Genomic DNA, 25,266 nt, shown 5'->3' on the forward strand with positions numbered 1-25,266 from the left:
TAAAAATGTATAATTAATGTGATTGAAAATTATATATTATTTAACCAATTACCAATTACCAATTACCAATTACCAATTACCAATCACCAATCACCAATCACCAATTTTGTAGTATATTCGGCTATGAGAGTATTTTTCATGTTGTGAAATTTTCAGGAGTTGAGAATGTCCGTATCAGCAGATCCCGTAAAGTTAATGAAGCAAGAAGTTGGTAAAGCAGCAGCGAACCTAGTAAAATCAGGTTCTATTGTTGGGTTGGGTACGGGTTCAACTACAGCTTACACTATACAGTTTTTGGGCGATCGCCTCAAGTCTGGTGAACTTAAAGATATTGTCGGTATCCCTACTTCGTTTCAGTCGGAAGTGTTAGCAAAACAGTACGGTGTTCCTCTCACCACTTTAGACGCTATTGATCATATTGATATCGCTATTGATGGTGCTGATGAAGTTGACCCCCATAAAAACTTGATTAAAGGTGGTGGTGCTGCACATACCCGCGAAAAAGTGGTAGATTATCTAGCAAAAGAATTTATTGTGGTAGTTGATAGCGGTAAGTTGGTTGACCGTTTGGGTTCTGTTTTTGCGGTACCTGTGGAAGTCATTCCGATGGCTATTACTCCAGTCATTAATGCTATCAAAAAACTCGGTGGTCAGCCAGAATTACGTATGGGTGTGAAAAAAGCAGGTCCTGTAATCACTGACCAAGGTAACATGGTGGTAGATGTCAGATTTGATAGTATTGATGATCCTGTAACTTTGGAAACAACACTGAATAATATTCCTGGTGTTTTGGAAAATGGCATCTTTGTTAACTGTGTCAGTCAGGTTTTAATTGGTGAAGTTATTGATGGTCAACCTGTTGTTCGTCAAATGTAGGTAAAATAAAAAGGGTGGGTTTTTCCCACCTATGAAAAAAGCTCACGCCAAGACGCAAAGGCGCAAAGAAAGTACATGATTATTATCTAAAATTCCGTGATGTTATACAGAAGATTTGGACGCACAAATTTACAAATGCCGGTATTTTCCTGCGGGGGAATGCGTTATCAATTTAAATGGCAAGATGTTAAACTAGAGGAAATTCCTCAAGATAATCAGGAAAATTTAAAAGCTGTTATTCATCGCGCTTTGGATTTAGGTATTAATCATATTGAAACTGCTAGGGGTTATGGAACTTCGGAAATGCAGTTAGGGAGAATTTTACCTACATTTCCCCGTGAAAAGTTAATTGTCCAAACTAAAGTTTCTCCTGTTGCAGATGCTAAGGAATTTAGAAAAACATTTGAAAAATCTTTATCATATCTCAATTTAGACTATGTTGATTTATTAGGTTTACATGGTATTAATAATGCCGAATTTTTAAATTATAGTCTTGGTGAAGGTGGTTGTTTAGAGGTTGCTAAGGAACTACAAAAAGCAGGAAAAGTCAGATTTATTGGTTTTTCTACTCATGCACCTTTAGAAATAATTTTACAGGCAATTAATACCAATGAATTTGATTATATTAACCTCCATTGGTACTATATCAATCAATGGAATTGGTCAGCAATAGAAGCTGCTAATAAGTTAGATATGGGGGTGTTTATTATCAGTCCTTCTAATAAAGGAGGTTTGTTATATCAACCATCTGAAAAGTTGGTTAAGTTATGTTATCCATTAAGTCCAATGGTATTTAATGACTTATTTTGTTTAAGTCATCCCCAGGTAAATACATTAAGTATTGGTGCTGCAAAACCCAGTGATTTTGATGAACATTTAAAAACCTTAGAATTATTAAACAAAGCTGATGAAATCTTACCTCCAATTATTGCCAGATTAGAAAATGCTGCTATAGAAGTTTTAGGGGAAGATTGGGTAAAATCTTGGGATCAAAATTTACCAAGTTGGGAAGAAACACCAGGACAAATTAATATTAAATATGTGTTATGGTTGTTGAATTTAGCTTTAGCTTATGACATGGTGGAATATGGAAAAATGCGTTATAATCTCTTAGGTAATGGTAATCACTGGTTTCCTGGTAATCAAGCAGATAAATTAGATGAATTAGATTTGAGAAGATGTTTAGTTAACAGTCCTCATGCTGAGAAAATACCCCAAATGTTAGCTAAAGCTAATGCAATCTTAAAGGGGAAAGATGTAAAAAGATTATCTCAAAGTTAGTTCACTTATCCCTATTCCTTTCTTACTGTCACCTGTCACCTGTCACCTACTCCCTATTTGTGAAAACTCTAATCATTGATAATTATGATTCTTACACCTTTAATTTATATCAATTCATTGCGGAAGTAAATGGAAAAAATCCTATAGTCATCCGTAATGATGAAGTTGACTGGGAAAATTTGACTAAGATTGATTTTGATAATGTGGTTATTTCTCCAGGACCAGGTAGACCAGAAAAAATAGAAGATTTTGGTATTTGTGGTCAGGTTTTACAGAATATTCAAGTACCTGTTTTGGGTGTGTGTTTAGGACATCAAGGTTTAGGTTATTTTTATGGTGGTAAAATTATCCATGCACCAGAAATTAAACATGGTCGTTTAAGTGAAGTTTATCATAATCATTGTCAATTATTTCAAGGTTTACCATCTTCATTTTTAGCTGTTTGTTATAATTCTTTAGTTGTTGCGGATGACATACCCGAATGTTTAGAAAAAATTGCTTGGACTCCAGAAGGTGTAGTCATGGGTTTACGTCATCGAAATTTACCTTTTTGGGGTGTACAATTTCATCCTGAATCAATTTGTACTGAATATGGAAAAGAGATTTTTAACAACTTTAGAAATATAACAGCTAATTTTTATAATTATCAAATTCCCGAAAATACAAATCATCAAAACATACTTTTAACCAAAAAACATCAAAAACAAAAACAGCAACAATATCAAGTTTGTAGTAAAAAATTAGATATATATCCTGATGCAGAACAGGTATTTACACAGCTTTTTGGTGACAAGGTAAATACCTTTTGGTTAGATAGTAGTAGATATGAACCTGGTTTATCTCGGTTTTCCTTTATGGGAGATAATAGCGGTGTTCATAGTTTATTAGTTGAATATCAAACCCAAAATCAAGAAATTAAAATTACGCAAGGTGGTAAAATTACAACTTATCATGAAAGTATTTTTGATTATTTACAACGAGAAATTAAAAATAGATATTATGTAAATTGTGTAAATGAGGAATTACCCTTTGATTTTAACTGTGGTTTTGTGGGTTATTTTGGATATGAATTAAAAGCAGAATGTGGAGGAAATTTAGTACATAATTCTGAATTACCCGATGCTATGTTTATTTTAGCAGATAGAATCATTGCTTTTGATCATCAAGAACAAGTTATTTATTTAGTCTGTTTAACCACAGATGAAGAAACTGCAAAAACATGGTTTTCAGAGACAGAATTAAAATTACAAACATTATCACCTATTCAACCAATTATTAAATCTAAACTTAAACCTCAACCACAAGAAAAGATTAAATTTAATTTACAACAGTCTGAAAAAAATTATCTTGAGGATATTCAAACATCACTCAAAGAAATTTATGAAGGTGAAACTTATCAAGTTTGTTTAACCAATAAATTATCTACAGAATTTACACCAGAACCTTTAGAATTTTATCGCACACTCAGAAAAATTAACCCTGCACCTTATTCAGCTTTTTTAAAGTTCGATAATTTCACTATAGCTTGTTCTTCACCGGAAAGATTTTTAAGTATAGACTCTCAAGGTTGGGTAGAAACAAAACCCATTAAAGGAACATTACCCAGGGGAAAAACACCCCAAGAAGATGAACTTTTAAAAGCAAGTTTACGTAACAGTGAAAAAGATCGTTCTGAGAATTTAATGATAGTTGATTTATTGCGTAATGACTTAGGGAGAGTTTGTCAAGTTGGTAGTGTTCATGTTCCCAAATTAATGGATGTAGAAACCTATAGTACAGTACATCAATTAGTAACTACAATTAGGGGTTTATTACGTCCAGAAATGGATGCTATTGACTGTATTAAAAATGCTTTTCCTGGTGGTTCAATGACAGGTGCGCCAAAAATTAGAACTATGGAAATTATAGATAAATTAGAACCAAAAGCAAGAGGTGTGTATTCTGGTGCAATTGGTTTTTTAAGTTGTCATGGTACAGCAGATTTAAACATTGTGATTCGGACTGCAATTTTAACAGATCAACAAACTTCTATAGGTGTGGGTGGGGGAATTGTAATTTTATCAAACCCCCAAGCAGAATTAGCAGAAATGTTGTTAAAAGCGGAAGCTGTAGTTGATGCTTTAAAGATAATTTGATAATTAGCAACTACTTCTAGCGAAAAACATTAGGCAATAAATAAGTAGCTCCTGTATATAAAATATAAAAAGCGAAGCCAAAAAACAAAGTATTCAAAACAGTAGCTACATAGCCAATACACATCAATATTCCATCAGATTCGATGGTTGCGACTGCTAAAATTAACATTCCCACAGCAGGAATAGGATTAGTAGCAGGGGGATATGGGGACATTAATAATATTGCTAACCAGGTTAGACACATCCCATTAAACCGCCAAGTTAATTGATTTTCAGCAATTTTCTGGAGGCGTGGACGGGTGATTTTTTCTAAGATTCTGGTTACACGCTGTAAATTTCGCAACAGTGTTTGAGCAAACCAATCAGGGAATTTAAGGGAGGCAATTTTTTTAGGAAGCCAGGGTGTACGCCTTCCCAGTGCCATTTGTCCTGACATTAATAAGCAAGCTACACCTAGAGGAGTGCTTAACCCTGGTGGTGTTGGTAACAAGAAGGGTAATACCAATAATGCAATCACTAAGCTAAAACCCCGTTCTGATGTTTCTGAAATCACGTCACCCAAAGTCAGTGGTTTTTCAGCTAAATGTTGCAATAATAATTTAATATCTTGAGAAAATTTTAGGGGCATAAAATCCTATTGAATCATCAACCAATACTATAATCACATATTTCTCCATTGGCAATTTTCGTAGTTTATTGGTTACGGGTGAATGGATGATGTTGATTGATATTAAATTTCAACAGCTACAGCATCACAAAGTATATGATTATGTTCACTTACTGAGTATATTTAATGTTATACTATAGTGATCCGATTTGATTCCTGCAATTATTTGTGTAGGCAGGTAAAAGGTTTTTAGATAATTTTGGTGTAGGAAGTTTTGTTCAATAATCAAATAGGATTCCTATATTGTTCTTACCAATTACCTATTACCTATTACCAATTACCCATTACCTATTACCTATTACCCATTACCCTTTTCTTTAGGAATAACCAACACTTTATCAACTCTATTTCCATCCATATCCATAACTTCAATTCTCATATTTTCCCATTCAAAATGATCTGCTGCTGCGGGAATACGCCCTAAATGAGTAATAACTAAACCGCCTAAAGTTTGAAAATTACCTCTTTCTTCTATTGCCAATTCTTCTATATCAAAAAGTTCAAAAAACTCCTCTACTGGTAACATCCCATCTACCAACCAAGAACCATCTTCTCTTTGCACTGCTTGGGGTTCTTCCTGTCCAGGTTGTGCAGGAACATCACCGACAATTTCACTCATAATATCATTGAGCGTTACTAGTCCTTGAATGACTCCATATTCATCAACTACTAAAGCAATATGAGTGGCGGTTTGTTTAAATAACTCTAAAACTTTTAAACCCTTGGTACTTTCGGGGACAAATATGGGTTGACGTAATCCTATTGTTAAATCAAAAGGTTCATGGCGTAAACTCCTGGCTAATAAATCAGTCACAGGAATAACACCTAAAACATGATCAAGTCCCTCTTGACATACGGGATAACGAGAATAGGCACTCTCAGACATTTTGTGACGGTTTTCTTCTGGGGAGTCTTCCAAGTCTAACCAAACAATATCCGGGCGGGGTGTCATTAGAGAACTCACAGGGCGATCGCCTAAACGAAAAACCCTCTCTACCATATCCTGTTCCGCTTCTTCAAAAGTCCCCGCTTCTGTTCCCTGTTCTATTAAAATCTTGATTTCTTCTTCTGTAACTTGCGGTTCTTGAGAAGGTCTAACTCCTAAAATTCGCAATACTGTTTCTGTGGAAACACTTAAAAGATAAACCACAGGAGAAGCTAATGCCGCTAAAGCCCGCATGGGAAGGGCTACAGATGAGGCTATTTTTTCTGGGTTGTTTAATGCTAACCGCTTGGGTACAAGTTCACCGACAATTAATGATAAATAGGTGATGACTAAAACCACCACTCCAAAAGCAATAGGTTGGCTATAATCTGCCAAAAAAGGAACTAACTGAACATATCTCTCTAGCCTTTGGGCAATGGTAGCACCACCGAAAACACCATTGAGAATATTAATCAGTGTAATCCCTACCTGCACCAGAGATAAAAAATGATTAGGAGACTCTGCCAGTTGCAGTGCAGCTTGGGCGTTGAGGTTTCCTTGATTGGCTAGTTGCTGTAATCTGACCTTACGGGCGGAAACTATGGCCATTTCAGACATGGAAAACACGCCGTTGGCAAGAATTAGCACCAAAATGATTAAAATTTCAATAGTGATAGATGACATTTTGTTTTGGAAGGAGTTCAAGGAGTCAGGAGTCAGGAGTCAGGAGGCAGGAGAAGAAGAAGCAGGGGAGCAGGGAGCAGGGGGAAATTATTTGTATTTTCCCAATCACCAGTCCCCAGTCCCCAGTCACCAATCACCAGTCCCTAATCACCAATCACCTAAAATGGTTTACATATAACTACAATCTAGATTTTCCCACTTTTCCAGACTTCTCACGCTAGTAACACTTATGGCTTTTTCTTCTATTGTGCGTGCTTTGGCGCGATCGCCTCTCACCACCGAACTAAACACTAAACTCAAAAAACATCAAGAATTGCGGTTAAATGGCATTTCTCGCTTACCCAAGGGTTTAGTTACTTCCGCTTTGGCTCATCCTGAGGGTAGGGATTTATGCGTGATCTGTGCCACTCTGGAAGAAGCTGGACGGGTTTATGCCCAAATGGAAGCGATGGGATGGAATACTGTACATTTTTACCCCACTTCGGAAGCTTCCCCCTATGAACCTTTTGACCCAGAAACTGAGTTAAGTTGGGGTCAAATGCAGGTTTTGGCAGATTTGATTAGTAGTGGCATTCCGAATAAAAATACAGCTATTGTTGCTACTATAGGGGCGCTACAACCACATCTACCACCCCTAGAGGTATTTAAATCTTTTTGTCTCTCTTTACAAAAGGGGATGGAATATGATTTAGATGAGTTTAGTGAAAAAATTACCGCTTTAGGTTATGAACGGGTTTCTTTAGTAGAAACTGAAGGTCAATGGAGTAGACGAGGGGATATTGTTGATGTTTTTCCCGTATCTTCTGAGTTACCAGTCCGTTTAGAATGGTTTGGGGATGAAATTGAAAAAATTCGGGAATTTGACCCCTCTACCCAACGTTCTGCTTTAGATAAGATTAATCAAATTTCTCTTACTCCTACTAGCTTTGCGCCGATTGTTTTAGCAGCATTAAAAAATCATCCCAATTTTACAACTATTGTAGAGACGTTTCATGAAACTGCTCTACAGGAATCGGAATTACAATCATTAGAAGGAAGTAGAAGATTTTTAGGTTTAGCTTTTAATAAACCCGCTTCAATTTTAGATTATTTACCTGAAAATACCCTCATTGCTATTGATGAGGTAGAACAATGTCATGCCCATAGCGATCGCTGGGTAGAAAATGCTGATGAACAGTGGGGAATGGTGACTGGGGAAGAATCTTATCGAGTTTCTAAAATTCATAAAACTTTTGATGAATGTTTGGCGGAAATTAGCAGTTTTCACAAATTTCACAAGTTATATTTATCAGAATTAGCGGAAGAAAATAGCGGTACTAATTTAGCGAGTAGACCTTTACCTGTTACACCTCATCAATTTGCTAAATTAGCAGAAACCCTCAGACAAGAAAGAGAAAGAAAATTTGCAGTTTGGTTAATTTCTGCTCAACCTTCCCGTTCTGTAGCTTTACTGCAAGAACATGATTGTCCTGCCCAGTTTATCCCTAATCCTCGTGATTATCAAGCAATTGATAAACTACAAATCAATCATACACCAGTTGCCCTGAAATATTCCGGTTTAGCAGAATTAGAAGGTTTCATTTTACCTTCTTTTCGGATTGTTATTGTTACAGATCGCGAATTTTACGGACAACATTCTTTAGCTAATTTTGGTTATGTTCGTAAACGTCGTCAAGCTAAATCTAAACAAGTTGATCCGAATAAATTAAGACCAGGTGATTTTGTTGTTCATCGTAGTCACGGCATTGGTAAATTTATCAAATTAGAAAGTTTGACAATTAATCATGAAACCCGTGATTATATAGTTGTTCAATATGCTGATGGTGTGCTGAGAGTTGCGGCGGATCAAGTTGGTTCTTTGTCTCGGTTTAGAACTAATGCTGATAACCCCCCAGCATTACATAAAATGACGGGTAAAGCTTGGGAAAATACTAAAAACAAAGTTAGAAAATCTATTAAAAAATTAGCGGTAGATTTGCTAAAATTATATGCTGCCCGTTCTCAACAACAAGGTTTTTCTTATCCCCAAGATATGCCTTGGCAAGCAGAAATGGAAGATTCTTTTCCCTATCAACCTACCACAGATCAACTCAAAGCTGTGCAAGATGTCAAGCGGGATATGGAAAGTGAAAGACCGATGGATCGCTTAGTGTGTGGTGATGTGGGTTTTGGGAAAACTGAAGTAGCAATTAGGGCAATTTTTAAAGCTGTTACTGCTGGTAAGCAAGTGGCACTTTTAGCCCCAACGACAATTTTAACTCAGCAACATTATCACACCATTAAAGAACGGTTTTCACCTTATCCTGTGAATGTCGGTTTATTAAATCGTTTCCGCAGTGCAGAAGAAAAACGCAACATTCAAAAACGTCTAGCGACTGGAGAATTAGATATTGTTGTAGGAACACATCAATTATTAGGAAAAGGTGTGCAATTTAAAGATTTAGGACTTTTAGTAATTGATGAAGAACAAAGATTTGGTGTCAATCAAAAGGAAAAAATCAAGAGTTTAAAAACACAAGTTGATGTGTTAACTTTATCAGCAACTCCTATTCCTAGAACCTTATATATGTCTTTATCTGGGATTCGGGAAATGAGTTTAATTACCACACCACCCCCAACCAGAAGACCAATTCAAACTCATTTAGCACCTTTAAACCCGGAAATTGTTAGAAGTGCAATTAGACAAGAATTAGATAGAGGTGGACAGGTTTTTTATGTCGTTCCCAGAGTCGAAGGAATTGAAGAAACAACAGCAAAATTAAGGGAAATGATCCCAGGGGGAAGATTTGCGATCGCCCACGGTCAAATGGATGAAAGTGAGTTAGAATCAACTATGCTCACCTTTAGCAACCATGAAGCTGACATCTTAGTTTGTACCACAATTATCGAATCTGGTTTAGATATTCCGCGAGTGAACACCATCTTAATTGAAGATGCTCATCGTTTTGGTTTATCGCAATTATATCAATTAAGAGGACGAGTAGGACGAGCAGGAATCCAAGCTCACGCATGGTTATTTTACCCCAAACAAAGAGAATTATCCGATGCAGCTAGACAAAGATTAAGAGCAATTCAAGAATTTACTCAACTCGGTTCTGGTTATCAACTAGCAATGCGAGATATGGAAATTCGTGGTGTAGGAAACTTGCTTGGTGCTGAACAATCTGGTCAAATGGATGCCATCGGATTTGATTTGTACATGGAAATGTTAGAGGAAGCGATTCGAGAAATTAGAGGTCAAGAAATACCCCAGGTTGAAGATACCCAAATTGACCTGAATCTCACTGCATTGATTCCTTCAACCTACATTACCGATATAGATCAAAAAATGAGTGCTTACCGTGCGGTTGCAACAGCAAAATCTCAAGAAGAATTAAAAGGAATTGCCGCAGAATGGACTGATAGATATGGTGCAATTCCTGTTCCTGCAAATCAACTTTTACGGGTGATGGAATTAAAACAATTAGCGAAAGCTTTAGGATTCAGTCGCATTAAACCAGAGAATAAACAGCATATAGTTTTAGAAACTCCAATGGAAGAACCTGCTTGGAATTTGTTAGCAGAAAAGTTAACAGACTCGATGCGAAATCGCTTTGTTTATTCTCAAGGAAAAGTAACAGCGAGGGGTTTAGGAGTATTTAAAGCTGAACAACAATTACAGACATTAATTGATGTTTTTTCTAAAATGCAAGGAGTTATTCCTGAAGTAGCTTTAGTCTAGTTTTTGTAGTTTTAGTAGGTTGGGTTGACGCAAGAAAACCCAACATAATTAAGCTGTTGGACATTTAACTTGCAATCAAAATCTCAAATTAAAACTCTTGTGGGGTGGGCATCCTGCCCGCCCTAGTTATGCAAATTAAAGGGGAGCATCCCAATTTTGAAAAAATAACCGCAGCAACACCAAAAACTCTCTTAAACTCTCTTCCCTTTGTGTCCTTTGCGTTCTTTGCGGTTCATTCATATTAGGACTTTGTAGCAATTCAAAGATTAGCAAAAAATCAAATTACAAATTTGGTACAAATTTGGGATGCTCCCAATTAAAGGTTTATTAGCTTAATACTGTTGTTGGGTTTTGTGGGTTGCGCTATCGCTTAACCCAACCTACTATAAAATAAACATCTCAATTAATTAAATAAAATTTCCATAGAGGTGACAATGGTTGTACAACTACTCAGACACCAATTTACAGTGAAGCAATTTCACAAAATGGCTGAATCTGGTATTTTATCAGAAAATGATCGAGTCGAACTAATTCGGGGGGAAATGATTGATATGTCACCTATTGGTACAAGACACTCAGGTTGTGTAAACAGATTAGTTAATCTTCTCATTCAGCTTCTCGGTAAAAAAATCGTGCTTTCAGCCCAAAATCCTGTAGAATTAGATGAAATTTCCGAACCACAACCAGATATAGCATTATTAAAACCCCGTCCAGATTTTTACAGCAATGCACACCCTCAACCAGAAGATATATTTTTATTAATAGAAGTTGCTGATACAACTGTAAAATATGATCGCCAAGTTAAAATTCCCTTGTATGCAGAAGCAAATATTTCTGAAGTTTGGTTAATAGATGTTAATCAGGAAATAATAGAAGTATATCGCCATCCTCACCAGGGAATTTATCAAGATATGCAAACTTTAGAGAAAAATCAAAGTTTATCAATTTTCGCTTTTCCTGGTGTGAGTATCAATGTAAGTGAGATATTTTAAAGAAGTTGGGTATTTGTTTTATTAGCAATGAAGGTTATGCACTTTTAATTACCGGAGAGCAATAGTTTTTCAGTCAGTTAATTCAGACCTTATCTTTGGGCAACTCGCATTAACAGAAATAGACCAACTCCCAAACCAAACAAGTTAGGCAACCAAGCACCGACAACGGGAGAAAGAATTTCTGCCTGTGCTAAAGCCCCAGAAACTGATAATAATAAGTAATAACTAAAAATCACGATCACACTAATACCAAAACTCGTACCTCTACCAGTACGTTGAGGTATAGTTCCCATCGCCGAACCCACTAAACCAAAAATAATACAAACAAAGGGAAAGGCAATTTTTTGTTGAATCCGCACTTCTAATTTTCTAATTCTTTGGGGATTACCTGCTAAACGTTCAATTTTTAATTGTTCTAGGGCTTGAGAAATATTCATTTCTCCATAATCTCGACTATTTTCTGCAACATTTAAAGGCGTGCGGGGAAGTTGCAATTGTTGATGTTCAAAGCGCAAAATATTCCGATAAGAACGGTCTGGTGCAACCAAATAAATTGTACCATTATAAAAATCCCAAACTTGTTGAGTAGGATTCCATGCAGCAGATTCGGAAACTAAAATTTGATTAACTCCTTCTCTAGAACGGTCGATAATTGTTAAACCTTTCATTTGCTTACCGTCAAATTGATCGGCATAAAACAAGCGAGATAAGATTTTATTTGTGCTACCATCTGCTGCTTTTTCTTCCCGGTATTCAGGATAATAAATATTTTGTTGTTTAAATGATGGTTTGTCTGATTGCAGTGCTTGTTCTAAAGTTCGAGTTGCTTCATAATTGGCGGCTGGGGCTATTTGTTCATTAAATACATAAGTCATACCTGTGACTAAACTACTTAATAAAACAGCCGTGAATACCATCCGATATACACTTACACCACATCCCCTTAAAGCAATTAGTTCACTTTCACTAGATAACTTGCTGTAAGTCATCAACGTAGCGAGTAAGGTGGACATGGGGAAAGAATAAACCATTACATAAGGTAATTTTAAGACAAAAACCTTGAGAGCGATATTAATTGGTAATCCAGATTCTACGACTTTTCGTAATAATTCAAATAAACTATCAATGGCTAAAACTACAGAAGTAAATGCCCCAACTCCAAATAAAAAAAGCGGGAGTAACTGCGTCGCCAAATAACGATCCATAATCGAAAAAGGCAGCAGTGAATTAAGGGTATAGAAAGATTTAATTTGCTTAGATGCCATAAGAGGAGTTAAAAATAAAAATGTCAGGAGTCGTAGGGGCGAAGCATTCGGAAAATAAGCTGTGATAAAAATTGATAATTGGTCGTCCGAATGCTTCGCCCTTACAGGAAAATAAGCTGTGATAAAAATTGATAATTGGTCGTCCGAATGCTTCGCCCTTACAGGAAAATAAGCTGTGATAAAAATTGATAATTGGTCGTCCGAATGCTTCGCCCTTACAGGAAAATAAGCTGGGATAAAAATTGATAGGTCGTCCGAATGCTTCGCCCTTACAGGAAAATAAGCTGGGATAAAAATTGATAGGTCGTCCGAATGCTTCGCCCTTACAGGAAAATAAGCTGGGACAAAAATTGATAGGTCGTCCGAATGCTTCGCCCTTACAGGAAAATAAGCTGGGACAAAAATTGATAGGTCGTCCGAATGCTGATGCTTCCAGCACGCTTCGGGAACGCCCGTACAGGAGTCAGAAGTCAGAAAAAAAATAATTATTACCAATTACCAATTACCTATTCCCTATTCCCTATTTTTAAACATTAAAATTATCACCTAAATAATATTGTCGAACAAGGGGATTATTATAAAGTTCATCGGCAATACCAAAAGCGAGAATTTGCCCTTCCCGCATAATGTAGGCACGATCAGTAATAGCGAGAGTTTCGCGGACATTGTGATCTGTAATTAAAATGCCCATACCGCGATCGCGCAGTTGTGCTACAATTTGCTGAATTTCTGAAACTGCTATAGGATCAACTCCGGCAAAGGGTTCATCCAAAAATAAAAATTTTGGACCTTGTCTACCTGCTGCTAAAGCCCTGGCTAATTCTGTCCGTCGTCGTTCACCTCCAGAAAGTTGAATACCTTTACTATTGGCAACTTTTTCTAAGCGAAACTCTGTTAATAAATCACCCAACCGGCTTGACCATTCCCTACGTGGCACATTAGTTTGTTCTAAAACCAAGAGAATATTATCTATAACAGACAGTTGCCGAAATACACTAGCTTCCTGTGCCAAATAGCCAATACCCAATCTAGCTCGTTTGTGCATTGGCATTCCCGTAATATCTAAATTATCTAACCACACCCTACCCTGATTAGGTTTTTCTAAACCTGTGGCAATATAAAATGTTGTGGTTTTACCAGCACCATTGGGTCCAAGTAAACCAACAATTTCACCTTGGGCTACAGAAAGATTAACACGATTGACAATGACTCGCTTGCCATAAGATTTATGAATATTTTCTAAAACAATTTTCACTATTCGCGTTTTTGTGGTAATGAATACTAATTTTAACGCTTGAGGGGTGGTGTTCTGGGCGCTGGTTTAGCGGTTTGTCCACTCATATCACCATCATCCACCATGTAAACAGATTCTACCTGACGATTGGACTGAGGTAAGGCGATAAATCGACCTTCGTCAATTAAATAAGTGACTCTTTCTGCCCTAATACTGTTATTACCTTGTTGCAAAATATAGACGTTGCCACTGAAATCAATGCGTCGTTCTTTGCTAAAGTATTGTGCTTGGGCGGCTGTGGCTTGTATTTGACGTGCAGGATACAACATCTGCACGTTACCGCGAGCAGTAATTACTTGAGCTTTAGCATCATATTCTTGGACATCCGAGCGAATAGTCAGGGGACGGTTTCCCCCAGAAGATTGGGCTGTAGCGGTGGGAAGTTGGTTAGTAAGGGTAACTGTACCCAAGAGGGCTACAGGCAGCATTACAGCTAATCCTAGACGGAGCATCTGTGATTTTAGGCAGTGATAGGGACTTGTCATAGCAATTTGTGATAGAAGTTTTCAGGTTATAGCAGGTGACTGGGGACTGGGGACTGGTGACTGGTGACTGGGGACTGGGGACTAGTGGCAGATTTACAAACCTGTTTGTTTCCAAGTTTGATCACAAGTTTGATCACAAGTTTTATTATCTGTTTGTGAACTACCATTTTGGCAGTTGCTTGATATTCTAATTTGGAGGTTTGACGGTTTCCTGCATCCAAAGGTTTCTTTATTGGTAGGTTTTCACCTTGCTGATACCACCAAATACTCTGACTCTTGTACGGGTTTAGCTTTTGCTAAACCCCTACTCACTCCTGAAAACTGCTATTCTTTGATCATAGAAATTTGGGGTAAAGGCAAGGCTATATTTTCACCCACATCACCACCAGCGATTTTTTCTATATCAACTTGTTGAAGTGCCTTTAAAAACTCCACACTCTCAAGTAATAATTTTTCCACATTGATACCGCAATAATAGTCTGGGTAACGACGGAGACGATTAGAACCTTCTCCTAATAAGATCATTGCTCCTCTTATGTTGCCATTACCCAGGTGATATAAGGCTACAGCAATTTGCAAAATACCTTGATACAAAGTTTTATCTGGCTCTGTTGCTTCAATCCACAGAGCTTCTAGGGTGTCATGACAAGCGTAGAACTGTCCAGAGTTGAACTGTTCTACTCCTTGCCAAAACTCTTGGGGCAGGTTTTCACTCATCTACTATTAACCCATACTATCCCGCACTTCTTTGATGGCTTCCATAGAAATTTCCTGTTTGTCACCAGCAAAATCATTTTCTGGAGTCAGGAATAGCATACAGTGACATTCTTTGCGTTCTCGCATGGGTACGCAAGGACAGTTCCAATAAGCTGCGTTAACTTCCGCTTCTTTATCTTCATAGTGACGACAAGGACACAAAGGCGCACCGAGATCGTCTTTATGTTTGGCTAAACCTTCGATAACAACTGCTGTCACGGAAGATTCAGAACAAAAGAAAGTTCCAGTGCGTTTGGCGTATTGTTCGGAAAAATGACGCATTGCCTCTAAGCTTTTATCACTGGCTTTTGTGCTAGGTTCTGAATTTATCATTGGATCGGCTTTGATAATTTAAATATTTCCTTGCATTGTACAACAGCAAGGAGTCAGGAGTCAGGAGTCAGGAGTCAGGAGTTTTTGATTTTTGATTTCTGTTCCCTAAAATGAAGTTAATGGTTTTTGCAGTTGCAGTTGTAGTTCTTGTTCACTTTGCAAAATGATACCGGGGTAATCTAGATTAATGACCTTATGTTCTGGGGATGATTGGGTATTTTCCCATAACACCCAACGACTACCTTGGGGTAATTTAGAGATGGTGAGGGGGTTTTGAGTCAGCCAAATTAAAGGATGGTTTTCTGGTGGTGTATTTGCGTCTTCTAGGGGGTTGGTTGCTGCTAAGGTTTCGAGAATGATGGTATCACCTTTGACTACTCCTGTGGCTGCTGTCCAAAGTTGTACTTGTAATTTTTGTCTTTGTGCGTAAAAATACAAGGATGCAGCGGCAATGACAGCTTGTTCAAATTGCTCTTCTTGCCATTTGGCGGCACTATCAAGGGCAATTATCACTTCTTTTCCACCTGTAATAATTTCTAATTCTCTTACTCGTAATTCTCCGTAACGGGCGCTGGTACGCCAATGGATGAGACGGGTAGGATCACCGATACGATAAGGACGCAGCGATCGCACTAATCCTGATGTGGCTAATTGTAAGGGTTTTCCTCGCGGATCGTTTCTTTCGCTGTCGTCTTGGCCAATTTCATCTACTAAAGGACAATTGCTAAGGGGTAATACTGTGGGATAAACGATGGCGATCGCTTTACTTTCTCTTTGACGACGACACCAAAATAAACCCCAGGGCGCACCTGTAGCTAATTCTACTTTATCCCATCTGTATAATCCTCGGCGTTGGGTAGGGTGGTAGTATTGCCAACGATAACTATTTTGTGCTTCAATGGTATCAATAGGATTTTTAATTGGTTTGCCTAAAATAAAGGGAAGTATATCGCTGACTTGTAATAAAGTTACAGGTTTTGGGGTGGGGTTATAGATTTCTATTTCAATGTTGAGTTCGTCTCCCACGGTGACAGGTGGGATGGGAGAGCGTTTGATGATCAGATGTTTGAGCGATCGCGGTGCTAAAAATATTGATACACCTAATAAAGCCAAACATACGCCACTAATTACATATAACCAGCCCGCCATTGTGTTAATAGCAGCACCTAAATAACAAACTGCAATACCGACTAATACCCAACCGCCATAACTTGGTGTAGATGCGCGAGTTTCTAACCAATTAGTGATGTTTTTAGTGATGTTCATAATTTTAGGTGACAGGTGACAGGTGACAGTAAGAAGAGGAAGAAAGTTAGTTTGATTAGTTAGCTATAGTTTCTTTTTTAACTCAAAACTAGCGGAAATGTACAGTATTTTGAAGTTAAATAGGACTTACGGAAGATGTGACTGAAAACCTTATTCTTGGGTAGGGGTAATTCATGAATTACCCCTACTTTCGTTCTCTTTTGCGTAAGTCCTGTTAAATAGGAAATTTGTGAGAACTAGAACTGCGGTATATTATTAAGATATAGGACGGAGGTGGAAGATAAATTTATGCAGTTAGTCAGCCGGGAATATATAGAAATTGCTGCTGATGTGCGGAGTGGAAAACCCCGTATTGCTGGTACTCGTATAGCGGTAGAAGATGTAGCAGTGCTGCATTTAAAGCTGGGGTATTCATTGGTAGAGATAGCTGGTAAATATGATCTATCCCTGGCATCTGTTTATGCAGCAATGGCTTATTATTTTGATCATCAAGATGAAATTAATGAACGTAAAGTACAAGAGGATGAATTAGTTGAGGTATTTAAACAAAATCATCCTTCACGTCTTCAAGAGAAACTGAAACAGTTGAGAAATGAGTGAAAAAATTCGCTTTCATTTAGATGAAAATGTTGATCCTGCGATCGCTCTTGGGTTGAGTCGATATGGAATTGATGTGACAACAACTAACAATGTGGGATTACGCACTCAATCAGATCAAGCACAGTTCAAGTTTATTCAAGAAACACAGCGAGTTCTGTTTACCCAAGATGCAGATTTTTTGATTATTGCTAGTAGTAGGTTTGATCATCCAGGGATTACTTACTGCAAGAAAGGAACTCGTTCAATTGGTGAAATTATTGAAGCTTTAGTTTTGATTTATGAAGTGATGACACCGGAAGAGATGTTGGGATATATTGAATTTTTGTGAAATAAAATAAATGTTGATAAGCTGACATATTAAAACATGGTAATTTAAATTACAAAACAAAAATAGTTTTTAAAAACATGAAAATCATCACAATTAATATTTTGTTTAAACTGAATTATTGGACACAAAGACGAGATTTATTGGTTGAGGGTTTAAAATCTGAAAATCCTGATATCATTGCTTTACAAGAAGTTAGTTTAACAGAAGATACTGCTGCTTGGATTGCAGAACAATTAAATATTCCTTATATTTATAAAGCTGTTCCTCAAGATGTCAATAATAGTGATTTACCCTTTGGTTTAGCTATTCTCAGTCGTTTTCCGATTACAAAAACCGCAGCATTGAATTTAGAACATCAGGGAAGAATTGCCCAATATGCCCAGGTTCAGTTAAATGATAACACATCTATTGTTATTTGCAATGGTCATTATTTTTGGCATCCTGGTTCACATAAAAAACGCAATTAACAAATAAAGTTAATGTTAGATTGGTTAGCGGAGTTTGGTGAGGAAGTACCTGTTATCTCTGTGGGAGATTTTAATGGTACTCCTGATACTTCGGGAATTAAATTAATTAAAGAAAAATATCGGTCAGCTTATGAAGTATATCATGGAAGTGAGCCAGAATATACTTGTCCCACACTTTTAGGTCAAGACAAACTGAGTTGGATGAAGAGATTAAAATATTTTTGGAGACGTTTGATTTTTGATAGAAGTTGGAAACCTTGGAAGGGGACTTTAGATTATATTTTTATTAATCAGCGTTTACAGGTGCGAGAATGTCGAGTTATTCTGAATCAACCAGCAGTGAATAATCGTTATCTTTATCCTTCGGATCATTTTGGGATTGTTGCAGATTTGGAAATTTTTGATAGTTAGATTTTTTTATTTCACGCAGAGACGCGGAGGCGCAGAGAGAGATTAAGAGGTATTATTATGTTAGAGATAAGGGTGGAATTATGACAATTATTAGTGATTTAAGCATATAATCTTACCATCAGTCATCTTCATTTTGAATAGCTGCACCATTAATATATTCCCAAGCTGGTGATTCATCAATATAAGGAAGACTAAAAAACTCCTCCAGTGTCATCTTTCCTAAAGGAGTAACTTTACTTTCTACTAACCCAATATTGTTAATCATCAGGTTTCCATCTTATGTATCTTGTGTAAATCTTATCACCTTTTTTCTCTTTGCGTCTCTGCGTCTCTGCGTGAGAAAACTTTTTAAAACTTTCTTAAAACTCTTATATCAATCCCTTGGGATTCTAACTAAATTTACCAAAAACTCAAAACACTGTCAAGAGCGATCGCCCAAACAACCAAAACTCGTTAAATAATTGATAACATTATCAATAATATTGATAATAGAGGGGGGATTATTGACACAAAACTTTTTTTCAGGTATTTCGGGAAATCAGATTTACGTAAAATTAAAGCTCAAAATTATATTTTATGCTTGATTATCTTGACTATTAAACAACTTATTTAGGTGATATTTTAATTTCCACTTTTTGATTTAAAGCTGCTGCAATTCGAGCTAACATAGACAAAGAATGTCCCTCATAATCTGCATCTTCTAATCTAGCAATCACTGACTGAGTAGTACCAACTAAATCAGCTAACTGTTTTTGAGTTAGTCCAGCTTGTTTCCGAGCATCGTAAATGATTTGAGATACTTGAGCATTTAATGAAGATTCTCTCACCATCTCTTGTAATTCTGGATCTTCTTTCATCATTTTGTGAATAATTTTCACTGCATCATTAGTTTTCTTCATCTGCTTCTTCCTCTTGTTCAGTATAAGTATGAATTTCTGGATTGAGTACAAATAAATTCTTATATTTTAATGCTAAATCAATGTCTTTCTCTGAAACTTGATTATCTTCTTTAATCATGGCATGAGCTAAAATCACCACATTTTGTCCATGAAAAAAATAGAGGATTCTATACTGTACTTTAACGTGCTTCGCTCTTAACTCATAAATCCCATCTCTCAAAAAATCTGCTGCTGGTCTTCTTAATTCAAAACCATACTCGGCTAATTGTTCAATTCTCGCAATACAGTTTGCATATCCTTTGCGATCTTGTTTGATTAGTTTTTTTAACCAATTTAAAACAGGAACTTCTCCTCTATCGTCCTGAAAGAAAATGATTTGCGTTTCTGGCATTGTTGAGGATGGATTTACGTTTATTATTAATTATATAGCAAAAATGCGATTAATACTTTTACTCTGTTAACCTTTCTTCTCTTTGCGTCTTTGCGTCTTTGCGTGAGAAAACTTTTTAAAACTTTTTTAAAACTCTTATATCAATCCCTTGGGATTTTAACTAAATTTACCAGAAACTCAAAACACTGTCAAGAGCGATCGCCCAAACAACCAAAACTCGTTAAATAATTGAGAACATTATCAATAATAATGAGAATAGAGGGGGGTTTATTGACACAAAACTTTTTTTCAGGAATTTATAATAGAACGCAGATAAACGCAGATGCATACAAATAAAAAATAAGGGTGGGTTTAAATTTCCCACCCTGGATAAATTAGCGTTTAGCTAACTTCTTCGCCATTTTGCGGAGACGAATAGATTGGGGAGTTACTTCTACCAACTCATCGGGTCCGATGTACTCCAATGCTCTTTCCAAACTCATTTCTACAGGTGCTTGCAATTGTACGAGTTCATCACCACCGGATGCACGGTGGTTAGTTAACTGCTTGGTTTTGCAAACGTTCAATTCTAAGTCTTGAGGACGGTTGTGTTCACCGACAATCATGCCTTTGTACACCTTTGTTCCAGGAGTAATAAAGAATGCTCCTCTATCTTCAGCGTTCTTCATGGCGTAGAATGTGGAAACGCCTTCTTCAAAAGATATCAGAACGCCTTTGTTACGGGCTTCAATATTTCCTGTGATGGGACGATAATCAAGGAAACTGTGGTTCATGATACCTTCACCACGGGTCATCCGCATAAATTCACCACGGAAACCAATCAAACCACGGGCAGGAATCACAAATTCTAATTGTGTGCGATCGCCAACACCGGGTTGCATATCTTGCATTTCCCCTTTCCGTTGTCCTAAACGTTCAATACAGCTACCTACTGCATCGCTGGGAACGTCTAAAACTAATAATTCAAAAGGTTCGCAAGGTTGGCCACTGACTTCGCGGTAAATTACTTGAGGCTGGGAAACTTGGAACTCGTAACCTTCCCGACGCATGGTTTCAATTAAGATACCCAGGTGTAATTCACCCCGTCCAGAAACGTGGAACTTATCAGGGGAGTCGGTTTCTTCCACTCTTAAAGCTACGTTGGTTTCTAATTCCCGGAACAAGCGATCGCGCACTTGACGAGATGTAACCAGTTTACCTTCTTGACCTGCAAAGGGTGAATCGTTTACCCAGAAGGTCATCTGCAAAGTTGGTTCATCCACTTTAATTAATGGTAACGCTTGGGGTTCATTAGGATCGGTAATAGTTTCCCCAATGTAAGCATCAGCAAAACCAGCTACCGCCACAATATAACCAGCAGAAGCTTCTTCTAATTCCACTCGCTTCAAGCCTTCAAATCCCATCAACTTGGAAATTTTCGACTTGACAATATTACCACTTTCTGTTATCAAAGCTGCTTGTTGTCCAGCGCGGATCGTACCGTTATGGATTCTACCAATAACAATCCGTCCCAGATATTCAGAATAATCCAGGGTGGTAACTTGCAATTGCAGAGGTTTGTTAGCATCACCCACAGGTGCGGGAACATGACGGAGGATAGCCTCAAACAAAGGCTGCATATCTACCGCTTCTGCTTCCAAAGTTTCCTTGGCATAACCAGCCATCCCGGAAGCGAACAGATAAGGGAAATCACACTGATCGTCATCTGCACCTAATTCCAGGAACAGATCCAAAACCTTATCAACGGCTACATGAGGATCAGCCTTAGCGCGGTCAATTTTGTTGATAACAACAATAGGACGCAGACCTTTTTCTAAAGCTTTTTTCAGTACAAAGCGGGTTTGGGGCATTGGTCCTTCATTTGCATCAACAATGAGAATGCAACCATCAACCATGCCTAATACCCGTTCTACCTCTCCACCGAAGTCAGCGTGTCCAGGGGTATCAACAATATTGATCAGGGTATCTTTATATTTAACCGCCGTATTTTTGGAAAGAATAGTAATTCCCCGCTCTCTCTCCAGATCATTGGAGTCCATCACACAATCCGGAACGTCTTCGCCTTCGCGGAAAATGCCGGACTGTTTGAGGAGAGCATCAACCAGGGTGGTTTTACCGTGGTCAACGTGGGCGATAATGGCGACGTTACGAATTGGGAGCGTCATAAGAGCGTTGTTGTGTAATTTAGGGTTTTTAGATTTAATAGCTTAGTTAGCTTAGGGTTTGGTTGTTTTAACAGAAGTGGGGGTTTTTTGCCAGTTCTGTAACGAACCTTTAATAATTCTAACTCAATTGTCACAAAAATTGTTATTTTGACAGGAAATAGCAAGAGTGTTTTTGAGGTTTAGGGGTGGTTATTGGGGTTATCAATGACTAAACCTTCGTTAACTGCGGCATTATTCAATTCTTGATCAGCAGATACAAAAGTTAATGGATGCAAATTATTGGCTATGCAAAGATCATTAATAGCTTTAGCAGCAGCTAACTGAACTGCGTCATAACCCCGCCAACCGTGTTTTTCTGCTAAGGTCATAGCTGAATTAATAATAGTATCTGTAATTTCAATTACTTGATATTCAGATTGAATATCATTTTTTAATTGGGAATAAACTGTTGTAGCATCTGAAGATGAGATATTTCCACCCCTTGCACGTCTACTAATTGCCGCAGTAATTTCCACAGCAGTAATAGCAGCAATAAATACATTATTTTTGAAATTAGGATTACACAAACTCACAACCCAAGTAGAACCTATTTCCGCAACATAGCGTTTAACTAAAGCACTACTATCAAAGAAATAAACAGTCATTTAGCAGCGTTCCTCAATGATAGTTTGAGAAACAGGTTTACCTTGTACCTGAATGAGTGTTCTTTCCTGTGGTTGGGGAATGGGTTGTTTAATTTCTTTCACCAAACCAGAATTTAAAAGTGCTTGATAAAATTTTGTGGTTTGATCAGCTTGTGCTTTGTCAGTCAGATATATGTGAATAATCTGATTAAGCTGCTGTAGTTCATCCTGTTCTAAACTATTTAGCTGGTTAATAATTTCATTCAGAAGCGTTTGTGGCATAGGTTCTTAGTTTGTCACATCAGGATTTTCTATTATTTTAAACCGCCAAAAAGTATTCTCATAATAGTCATAATAGAAGTTAAGTGTACTTGAGATTTTTTAGGCGGAGGTTTTTGCCAGTTGTGTAAAGAACCTTTAATAATTCTAGCTTAATTGTTACAACAATTGTGATTTTGAGAGAAAATACCAATAGTGTTTCTTGGGGTTCATCGTCTAATCAACAGATTTTTCAGTAAAAATGTACTAAAAAATGAATTTAAAGTATAATAAATAGAGTATGTATTGTGTTTAATTTGCGAGTGTGATTATGATTGATTGTCTAACCGTAGCTCGCTACTTCATTATTAAAGCTTACCAAGACGGCATAGAAGCAGAAATGACAAATATGAAAGTACAAAAGCTGCTTTATTATGCCCAAAGTTTGCATTTAGTCATGTATGATCAACAATTATTTCCTGAAGAAATACAAGCATGGCGTTATGGTCCAGTTTGTCCACCTGCCTATAGATTTTATAGCGAATTTGAAGCTAAACAATTACCTATTCCTAGTCAAGAATCATTATCAGAAATATCTGAAGATTACAAACAACTTTTAGAAGAAGTATGGGAATATTTTGGTGGTTATCATGCTTATCGTTTAAGCGATATGACTCACTTAGAATTTCCTTGGAAAAAAGCACGTCAAGGTTTACCACCTCAAGCTGCTTCCACTACAGTCATTTTGTTAGAAGATTTAAAAGCATTAGGACATGAGAAATTAGATCAGATAGAAAGAGATCATCCATTTTACAAAGATGTAATGAGACAAGTTTTAAAAGATGCTTGTAATTCAGAAACATCAAATCGTGTTAAAAAAGGAGAAGTGCGTGACTGGCTTAACTCCCTTCTCGATTGAAAAAACCGATAATTTTCAGCGTTCTTTTAAAAAACTTGCCAAAGCTTACAGGTCTGATTTTGTCGAGTGTGTGGCACAAATTTTAGAAGATTTAATTGATGATCAATATCTGATAAATTCTCGCTATGAACCTTTACCGGTAAAAATTGAATTACCTGAAGGATGGTCATTTCATAAACTAGAATTTAAAGTCTCAAAAGGTGCATCTGGACAAATCAGATTAATGTATTTAGTGAATACAAATGATTGTATAATTAAACTGGTGTGGATTTATAGCCATGAACAATTTGCTAAACGTCCTGCCGATCAAGATTGGTTGTGTATACTTCCGTTAAACAATAATAATGACAACACTTTCCCCAAAATGATAGGTACTTGGTATGGCGAATTTGGTAGTGGGAAAGCAACTCTATCTATTATTGCACAAACAGGAGATACTTTTGATGGTACTTTAATTCATGAACACTGGTGGAATGGAACAGCTAAGATAACTATTAATGGAAAAATTAACTCTAATAAAACTACAATAATAATAAGAGAAATAAAAATTTTATCTGGTTATTGGAGACTTGGAGAAAATCAAGGTTATTTATCATCTGATAGTAAGCAAATATCTGGTACTGGGAAAGATAGAAAAGGTTCTTATTCATGGTTATTGAAAAGAATTGATTAAAAAAAATATTAAAATTGTGGAAAATAAATCTCTCTTATTCTTCTTCTCCTCTTCTCTTCCTTCGTGTTCTTCGTGTTCTTCGTGGTTCAATCCTTCCAAACCTCTAAAAAAACGAAAAATACCTAAAAATAACTTTTCTTATTCTTCTTTTCTTCTTCTCTTCCTCTCCTCTTCTATTCCTTCGTGTTCTTCGCTTCTTCGTGGTTCAATCCTTCCAAACCTCTAAAAAAACCAAAATACCCACTTAAAAAAATGCTAACAGAAAGATTCACCCAAGCATTAACCTACACGCACCAACTCCACGCAACCCAGATCAGAAAAGGTTCAGGAGTACCCTATATTAGCCACTTATTAGGAGTAGCCAGCATAGCCTTAGAATATGGTGCAAACGAAGATGAAGCGATCGCCGCATTACTACATGATGCCATAGAAGACCAAGGAGGAGCAGCCACCAGAGCAGAAATTCGTCATCGCTTTGGGGATAACGTCACCGCAATAGTTGACGGATGCACCGACGCAGACACCAACCCTAAACCCCCTTGGAAAGAACGCAAAGAAAAATATCTCGCTCATATTTCCACCGCTTCCCCTTCCGTGTTGCTGGTTTCCTGTGCAGATAAACTTTATAATACTAGGTCCATTCTTAAAGACTATCGTTTGATGGGTGATGCAGTCTGGGAAAGATTTAAAGCAGGTAAAGAAGGAACTTTGTGGTATTATCGCGCCTTAGTGGATGCTTTTAAGAAAACTAATAAAAATACTAAAATTATACCCTTGGTAGAAGAATTAGAACGAGTAGTAGTAGAAATAGAAACTTTAGTAAAGTAGGTGACTGGGGACTGGGGACTGGGG

General features: G+C 37.2%; 27 protein-coding genes and 1 pseudogene. 13 read left to right on the top strand and 15 right to left on the bottom strand.

Annotated features, from left to right (window positions below; translation table 11 throughout):
- Nucleotides 1-18 precede the first annotated feature (18 nt).
- The 4 genes from H5968_RS25620 (at nt 19) to pabB (ending at nt 4,292) form a co-directional block, all read left to right on the top strand.
- A complete protein-coding gene (locus tag H5968_RS25620; RefSeq protein WP_255427098.1) occupies nt 19-147 on the top strand; it encodes a hypothetical protein in 129 nt (42 codons plus the stop codon).
- An 18-nt stretch (nt 148-165) separates the two neighbouring features.
- Nucleotides 166-876, top strand: coding sequence for a ribose-5-phosphate isomerase RpiA (gene rpiA, locus H5968_RS10240; RefSeq protein WP_096569597.1), 711 nt, complete (start codon nt 166-168; stop codon nt 874-876).
- A gap of 99 nt (nt 877-975) precedes the next feature.
- A complete protein-coding gene (locus H5968_RS10245; RefSeq protein WP_187039875.1) occupies nt 976-2,157 on the top strand; it encodes an aldo/keto reductase in 1,182 nt (393 codons plus the stop codon).
- 59 nt (nt 2,158-2,216) lie between these two features.
- Complete coding sequence (gene pabB, locus H5968_RS10250; protein WP_187039876.1) at nt 2,217-4,292, top strand: aminodeoxychorismate synthase component I; 2,076 nt, start codon at nt 2,217-2,219, stop codon at nt 4,290-4,292.
- Nucleotides 4,293-4,308: 16 nt separating this feature from the next.
- Here pabB and H5968_RS10255 read toward each other — a convergent pair whose 3' ends face one another.
- Complete coding sequence (locus tag H5968_RS10255; RefSeq protein ID WP_187039877.1) at nt 4,309-4,920, bottom strand: exopolysaccharide biosynthesis protein; 612 nt, start codon at nt 4,918-4,920, stop codon at nt 4,309-4,311.
- A 337-nt stretch (nt 4,921-5,257) separates the two neighbouring features.
- Nucleotides 5,258-6,568 carry a hemolysin family protein gene (locus H5968_RS10260; protein WP_187039878.1) on the bottom strand — a complete coding sequence of 437 codons (1,311 nt, stop codon included), beginning with the start codon at nt 6,566-6,568 and terminating at the stop codon, nt 5,258-5,260.
- On the opposite strand from H5968_RS10260, the gene H5968_RS10265 reads away from it, so the two are divergent.
- The 3 genes from H5968_RS10265 to H5968_RS10275 all read left to right on the top strand — a co-directional run bounded on the left by H5968_RS10265 (nt 6,555) and on the right by H5968_RS10275 (nt 11,281).
- A complete protein-coding gene (locus H5968_RS10265; protein WP_187039893.1) occupies nt 6,555-6,746 on the top strand; it encodes a hypothetical protein in 192 nt (63 codons plus the stop codon). The genes H5968_RS10260 and H5968_RS10265 overlap by 14 nt on opposite strands.
- A 51-nt stretch (nt 6,747-6,797) precedes the next feature.
- On the top strand, nt 6,798-10,289 hold the full coding sequence (gene mfd / locus H5968_RS10270) for a transcription-repair coupling factor (protein WP_187039879.1): 3,492 nt from the start codon (nt 6,798-6,800) through the stop codon (nt 10,287-10,289).
- 434 nt (nt 10,290-10,723) lie between these two features.
- Nucleotides 10,724-11,281 (top strand): Uma2 family endonuclease, encoded by a 558-nt coding sequence (locus H5968_RS10275; RefSeq protein WP_187039880.1) that lies wholly within the window; start codon nt 10,724-10,726, stop codon nt 11,279-11,281.
- Between the two features lie 89 nt (nt 11,282-11,370).
- On the opposite strand, the gene H5968_RS10280 is transcribed toward H5968_RS10275, so the two are convergent.
- The 7 genes from H5968_RS10280 to H5968_RS10310 all read right to left on the bottom strand — a co-directional run bounded on the left by H5968_RS10280 (nt 11,371) and on the right by H5968_RS10310 (nt 16,680).
- Entirely contained in the window at nt 11,371-12,486 is a 1,116-nt protein-coding gene (locus H5968_RS10280; protein ID WP_187039892.1) for an LptF/LptG family permease, read from the bottom strand.
- 586 nt (nt 12,487-13,072) lie between these two features.
- Nucleotides 13,073-13,801 carry an LPS export ABC transporter ATP-binding protein gene (lptB, locus tag H5968_RS10285; protein WP_096569614.1) on the bottom strand — a complete coding sequence of 243 codons (729 nt, stop codon included), beginning with the start codon at nt 13,799-13,801 and terminating at the stop codon, nt 13,073-13,075.
- A gap of 32 nt (nt 13,802-13,833) precedes the next feature.
- The gene (locus H5968_RS10290; protein ID WP_255427099.1) at nt 13,834-14,292 is read right to left on the bottom strand and encodes an LptA/OstA family protein; all 459 of its coding nucleotides are present in this window, start codon (nt 14,290-14,292) and stop codon (nt 13,834-13,836) included.
- Between the two features lie 59 nt (nt 14,293-14,351).
- Nucleotides 14,352-14,546, bottom strand: coding sequence for a hypothetical protein (locus H5968_RS10295; RefSeq protein WP_187039882.1), 195 nt, complete (start codon nt 14,544-14,546; stop codon nt 14,352-14,354).
- A 103-nt stretch (nt 14,547-14,649) separates the two neighbouring features.
- On the bottom strand, nt 14,650-15,042 hold the full coding sequence (locus tag H5968_RS10300; RefSeq protein WP_096569618.1) for a DUF309 domain-containing protein: 393 nt from the start codon (nt 15,040-15,042) through the stop codon (nt 14,650-14,652).
- 6 nt (nt 15,043-15,048) lie between these two features.
- Nucleotides 15,049-15,414, bottom strand: a complete 366-nt coding sequence (locus H5968_RS10305; protein WP_187039883.1) for a ferredoxin thioredoxin reductase catalytic beta subunit — start codon at nt 15,412-15,414, stop codon at nt 15,049-15,051.
- A 105-nt stretch (nt 15,415-15,519) separates the two neighbouring features.
- Nucleotides 15,520-16,680, bottom strand: coding sequence for a DUF58 domain-containing protein (locus H5968_RS10310; protein WP_187039884.1), 1,161 nt, complete (start codon nt 16,678-16,680; stop codon nt 15,520-15,522).
- Between the two features lie 288 nt (nt 16,681-16,968).
- On the opposite strand from H5968_RS10310, the gene H5968_RS10315 reads away from it, so the two are divergent.
- From H5968_RS10315 to H5968_RS26090, 3 genes and pseudogenes are all read left to right on the top strand, one after another.
- Nucleotides 16,969-17,280, top strand: a complete 312-nt coding sequence (locus tag H5968_RS10315; protein WP_187039885.1) for a DUF433 domain-containing protein — start codon at nt 16,969-16,971, stop codon at nt 17,278-17,280.
- Nucleotides 17,273-17,608: a DUF5615 family PIN-like protein gene (locus tag H5968_RS10320; protein WP_187039886.1), complete on the top strand. Its 336-nt coding sequence runs from the start codon at nt 17,273-17,275 to the stop codon at nt 17,606-17,608. The genes H5968_RS10315 and H5968_RS10320 overlap by 8 nt, the downstream gene beginning before the upstream one ends.
- A gap of 77 nt (nt 17,609-17,685) precedes the next feature.
- Nucleotides 17,686-18,486, top strand: a pseudogene (locus H5968_RS26090) (endonuclease/exonuclease/phosphatase family protein).
- A gap of 118 nt (nt 18,487-18,604) precedes the next feature.
- Here H5968_RS26090 and H5968_RS10330 read toward each other — a convergent pair.
- The 6 genes from H5968_RS10330 to H5968_RS10355 form a co-directional block, all read right to left on the bottom strand.
- A complete protein-coding gene (locus H5968_RS10330) occupies nt 18,605-18,751 on the bottom strand; it encodes a hypothetical protein (RefSeq protein ID WP_187039887.1) in 147 nt (48 codons plus the stop codon).
- A 340-nt stretch (nt 18,752-19,091) separates the two neighbouring features.
- Complete coding sequence (locus H5968_RS10335) at nt 19,092-19,385, bottom strand: helix-turn-helix transcriptional regulator (RefSeq protein ID WP_137669285.1); 294 nt, start codon at nt 19,383-19,385, stop codon at nt 19,092-19,094.
- Nucleotides 19,372-19,776 carry a type II toxin-antitoxin system RelE/ParE family toxin gene (locus H5968_RS10340; protein ID WP_187039888.1) on the bottom strand — a complete coding sequence of 135 codons (405 nt, stop codon included), beginning with the start codon at nt 19,774-19,776 and terminating at the stop codon, nt 19,372-19,374. The genes H5968_RS10335 and H5968_RS10340 overlap by 14 nt, the downstream gene beginning before the upstream one ends.
- A 374-nt stretch (nt 19,777-20,150) precedes the next feature.
- Nucleotides 20,151-21,941 (bottom strand): translational GTPase TypA, encoded by a 1,791-nt coding sequence (gene typA, locus H5968_RS10345; RefSeq protein ID WP_096569646.1) that lies wholly within the window; start codon nt 21,939-21,941, stop codon nt 20,151-20,153.
- Nucleotides 21,942-22,120: 179 nt separating this feature from the next.
- Nucleotides 22,121-22,585 (bottom strand): type II toxin-antitoxin system VapC family toxin, encoded by a 465-nt coding sequence (locus H5968_RS10350; protein ID WP_187039889.1) that lies wholly within the window; start codon nt 22,583-22,585, stop codon nt 22,121-22,123.
- A complete protein-coding gene (locus tag H5968_RS10355) occupies nt 22,586-22,846 on the bottom strand; it encodes a hypothetical protein (protein ID WP_096569650.1) in 261 nt (86 codons plus the stop codon). It abuts the gene before it with no gap.
- A gap of 307 nt (nt 22,847-23,153) precedes the next feature.
- On the opposite strand from H5968_RS10355, the gene H5968_RS10360 reads away from it, so the two are divergent.
- From H5968_RS10360 to H5968_RS10370, 3 genes are all read left to right on the top strand, one after another.
- Nucleotides 23,154-23,741: a Panacea domain-containing protein gene (locus H5968_RS10360; protein WP_096569652.1), complete on the top strand. Its 588-nt coding sequence runs from the start codon at nt 23,154-23,156 to the stop codon at nt 23,739-23,741.
- Nucleotides 23,713-24,414: a hypothetical protein gene (locus tag H5968_RS25635; RefSeq protein WP_255427102.1), complete on the top strand. Its 702-nt coding sequence runs from the start codon at nt 23,713-23,715 to the stop codon at nt 24,412-24,414. Before H5968_RS10360 ends, H5968_RS25635 begins: the two co-directional genes overlap by 29 nt.
- A 252-nt stretch (nt 24,415-24,666) precedes the next feature.
- Nucleotides 24,667-25,242, top strand: coding sequence for an HD domain-containing protein (locus tag H5968_RS10370; protein WP_187039890.1), 576 nt, complete (start codon nt 24,667-24,669; stop codon nt 25,240-25,242).
- The last annotated feature ends 24 nt before the right edge of the window (nt 25,243-25,266 follow it).

The organism is Sphaerospermopsis sp. LEGE 00249, assembly GCF_014299995.1.
Taxonomy (GTDB): domain Bacteria; phylum Cyanobacteriota; class Cyanobacteriia; order Cyanobacteriales; family Nostocaceae; genus Sphaerospermopsis; species Sphaerospermopsis kisseleviana.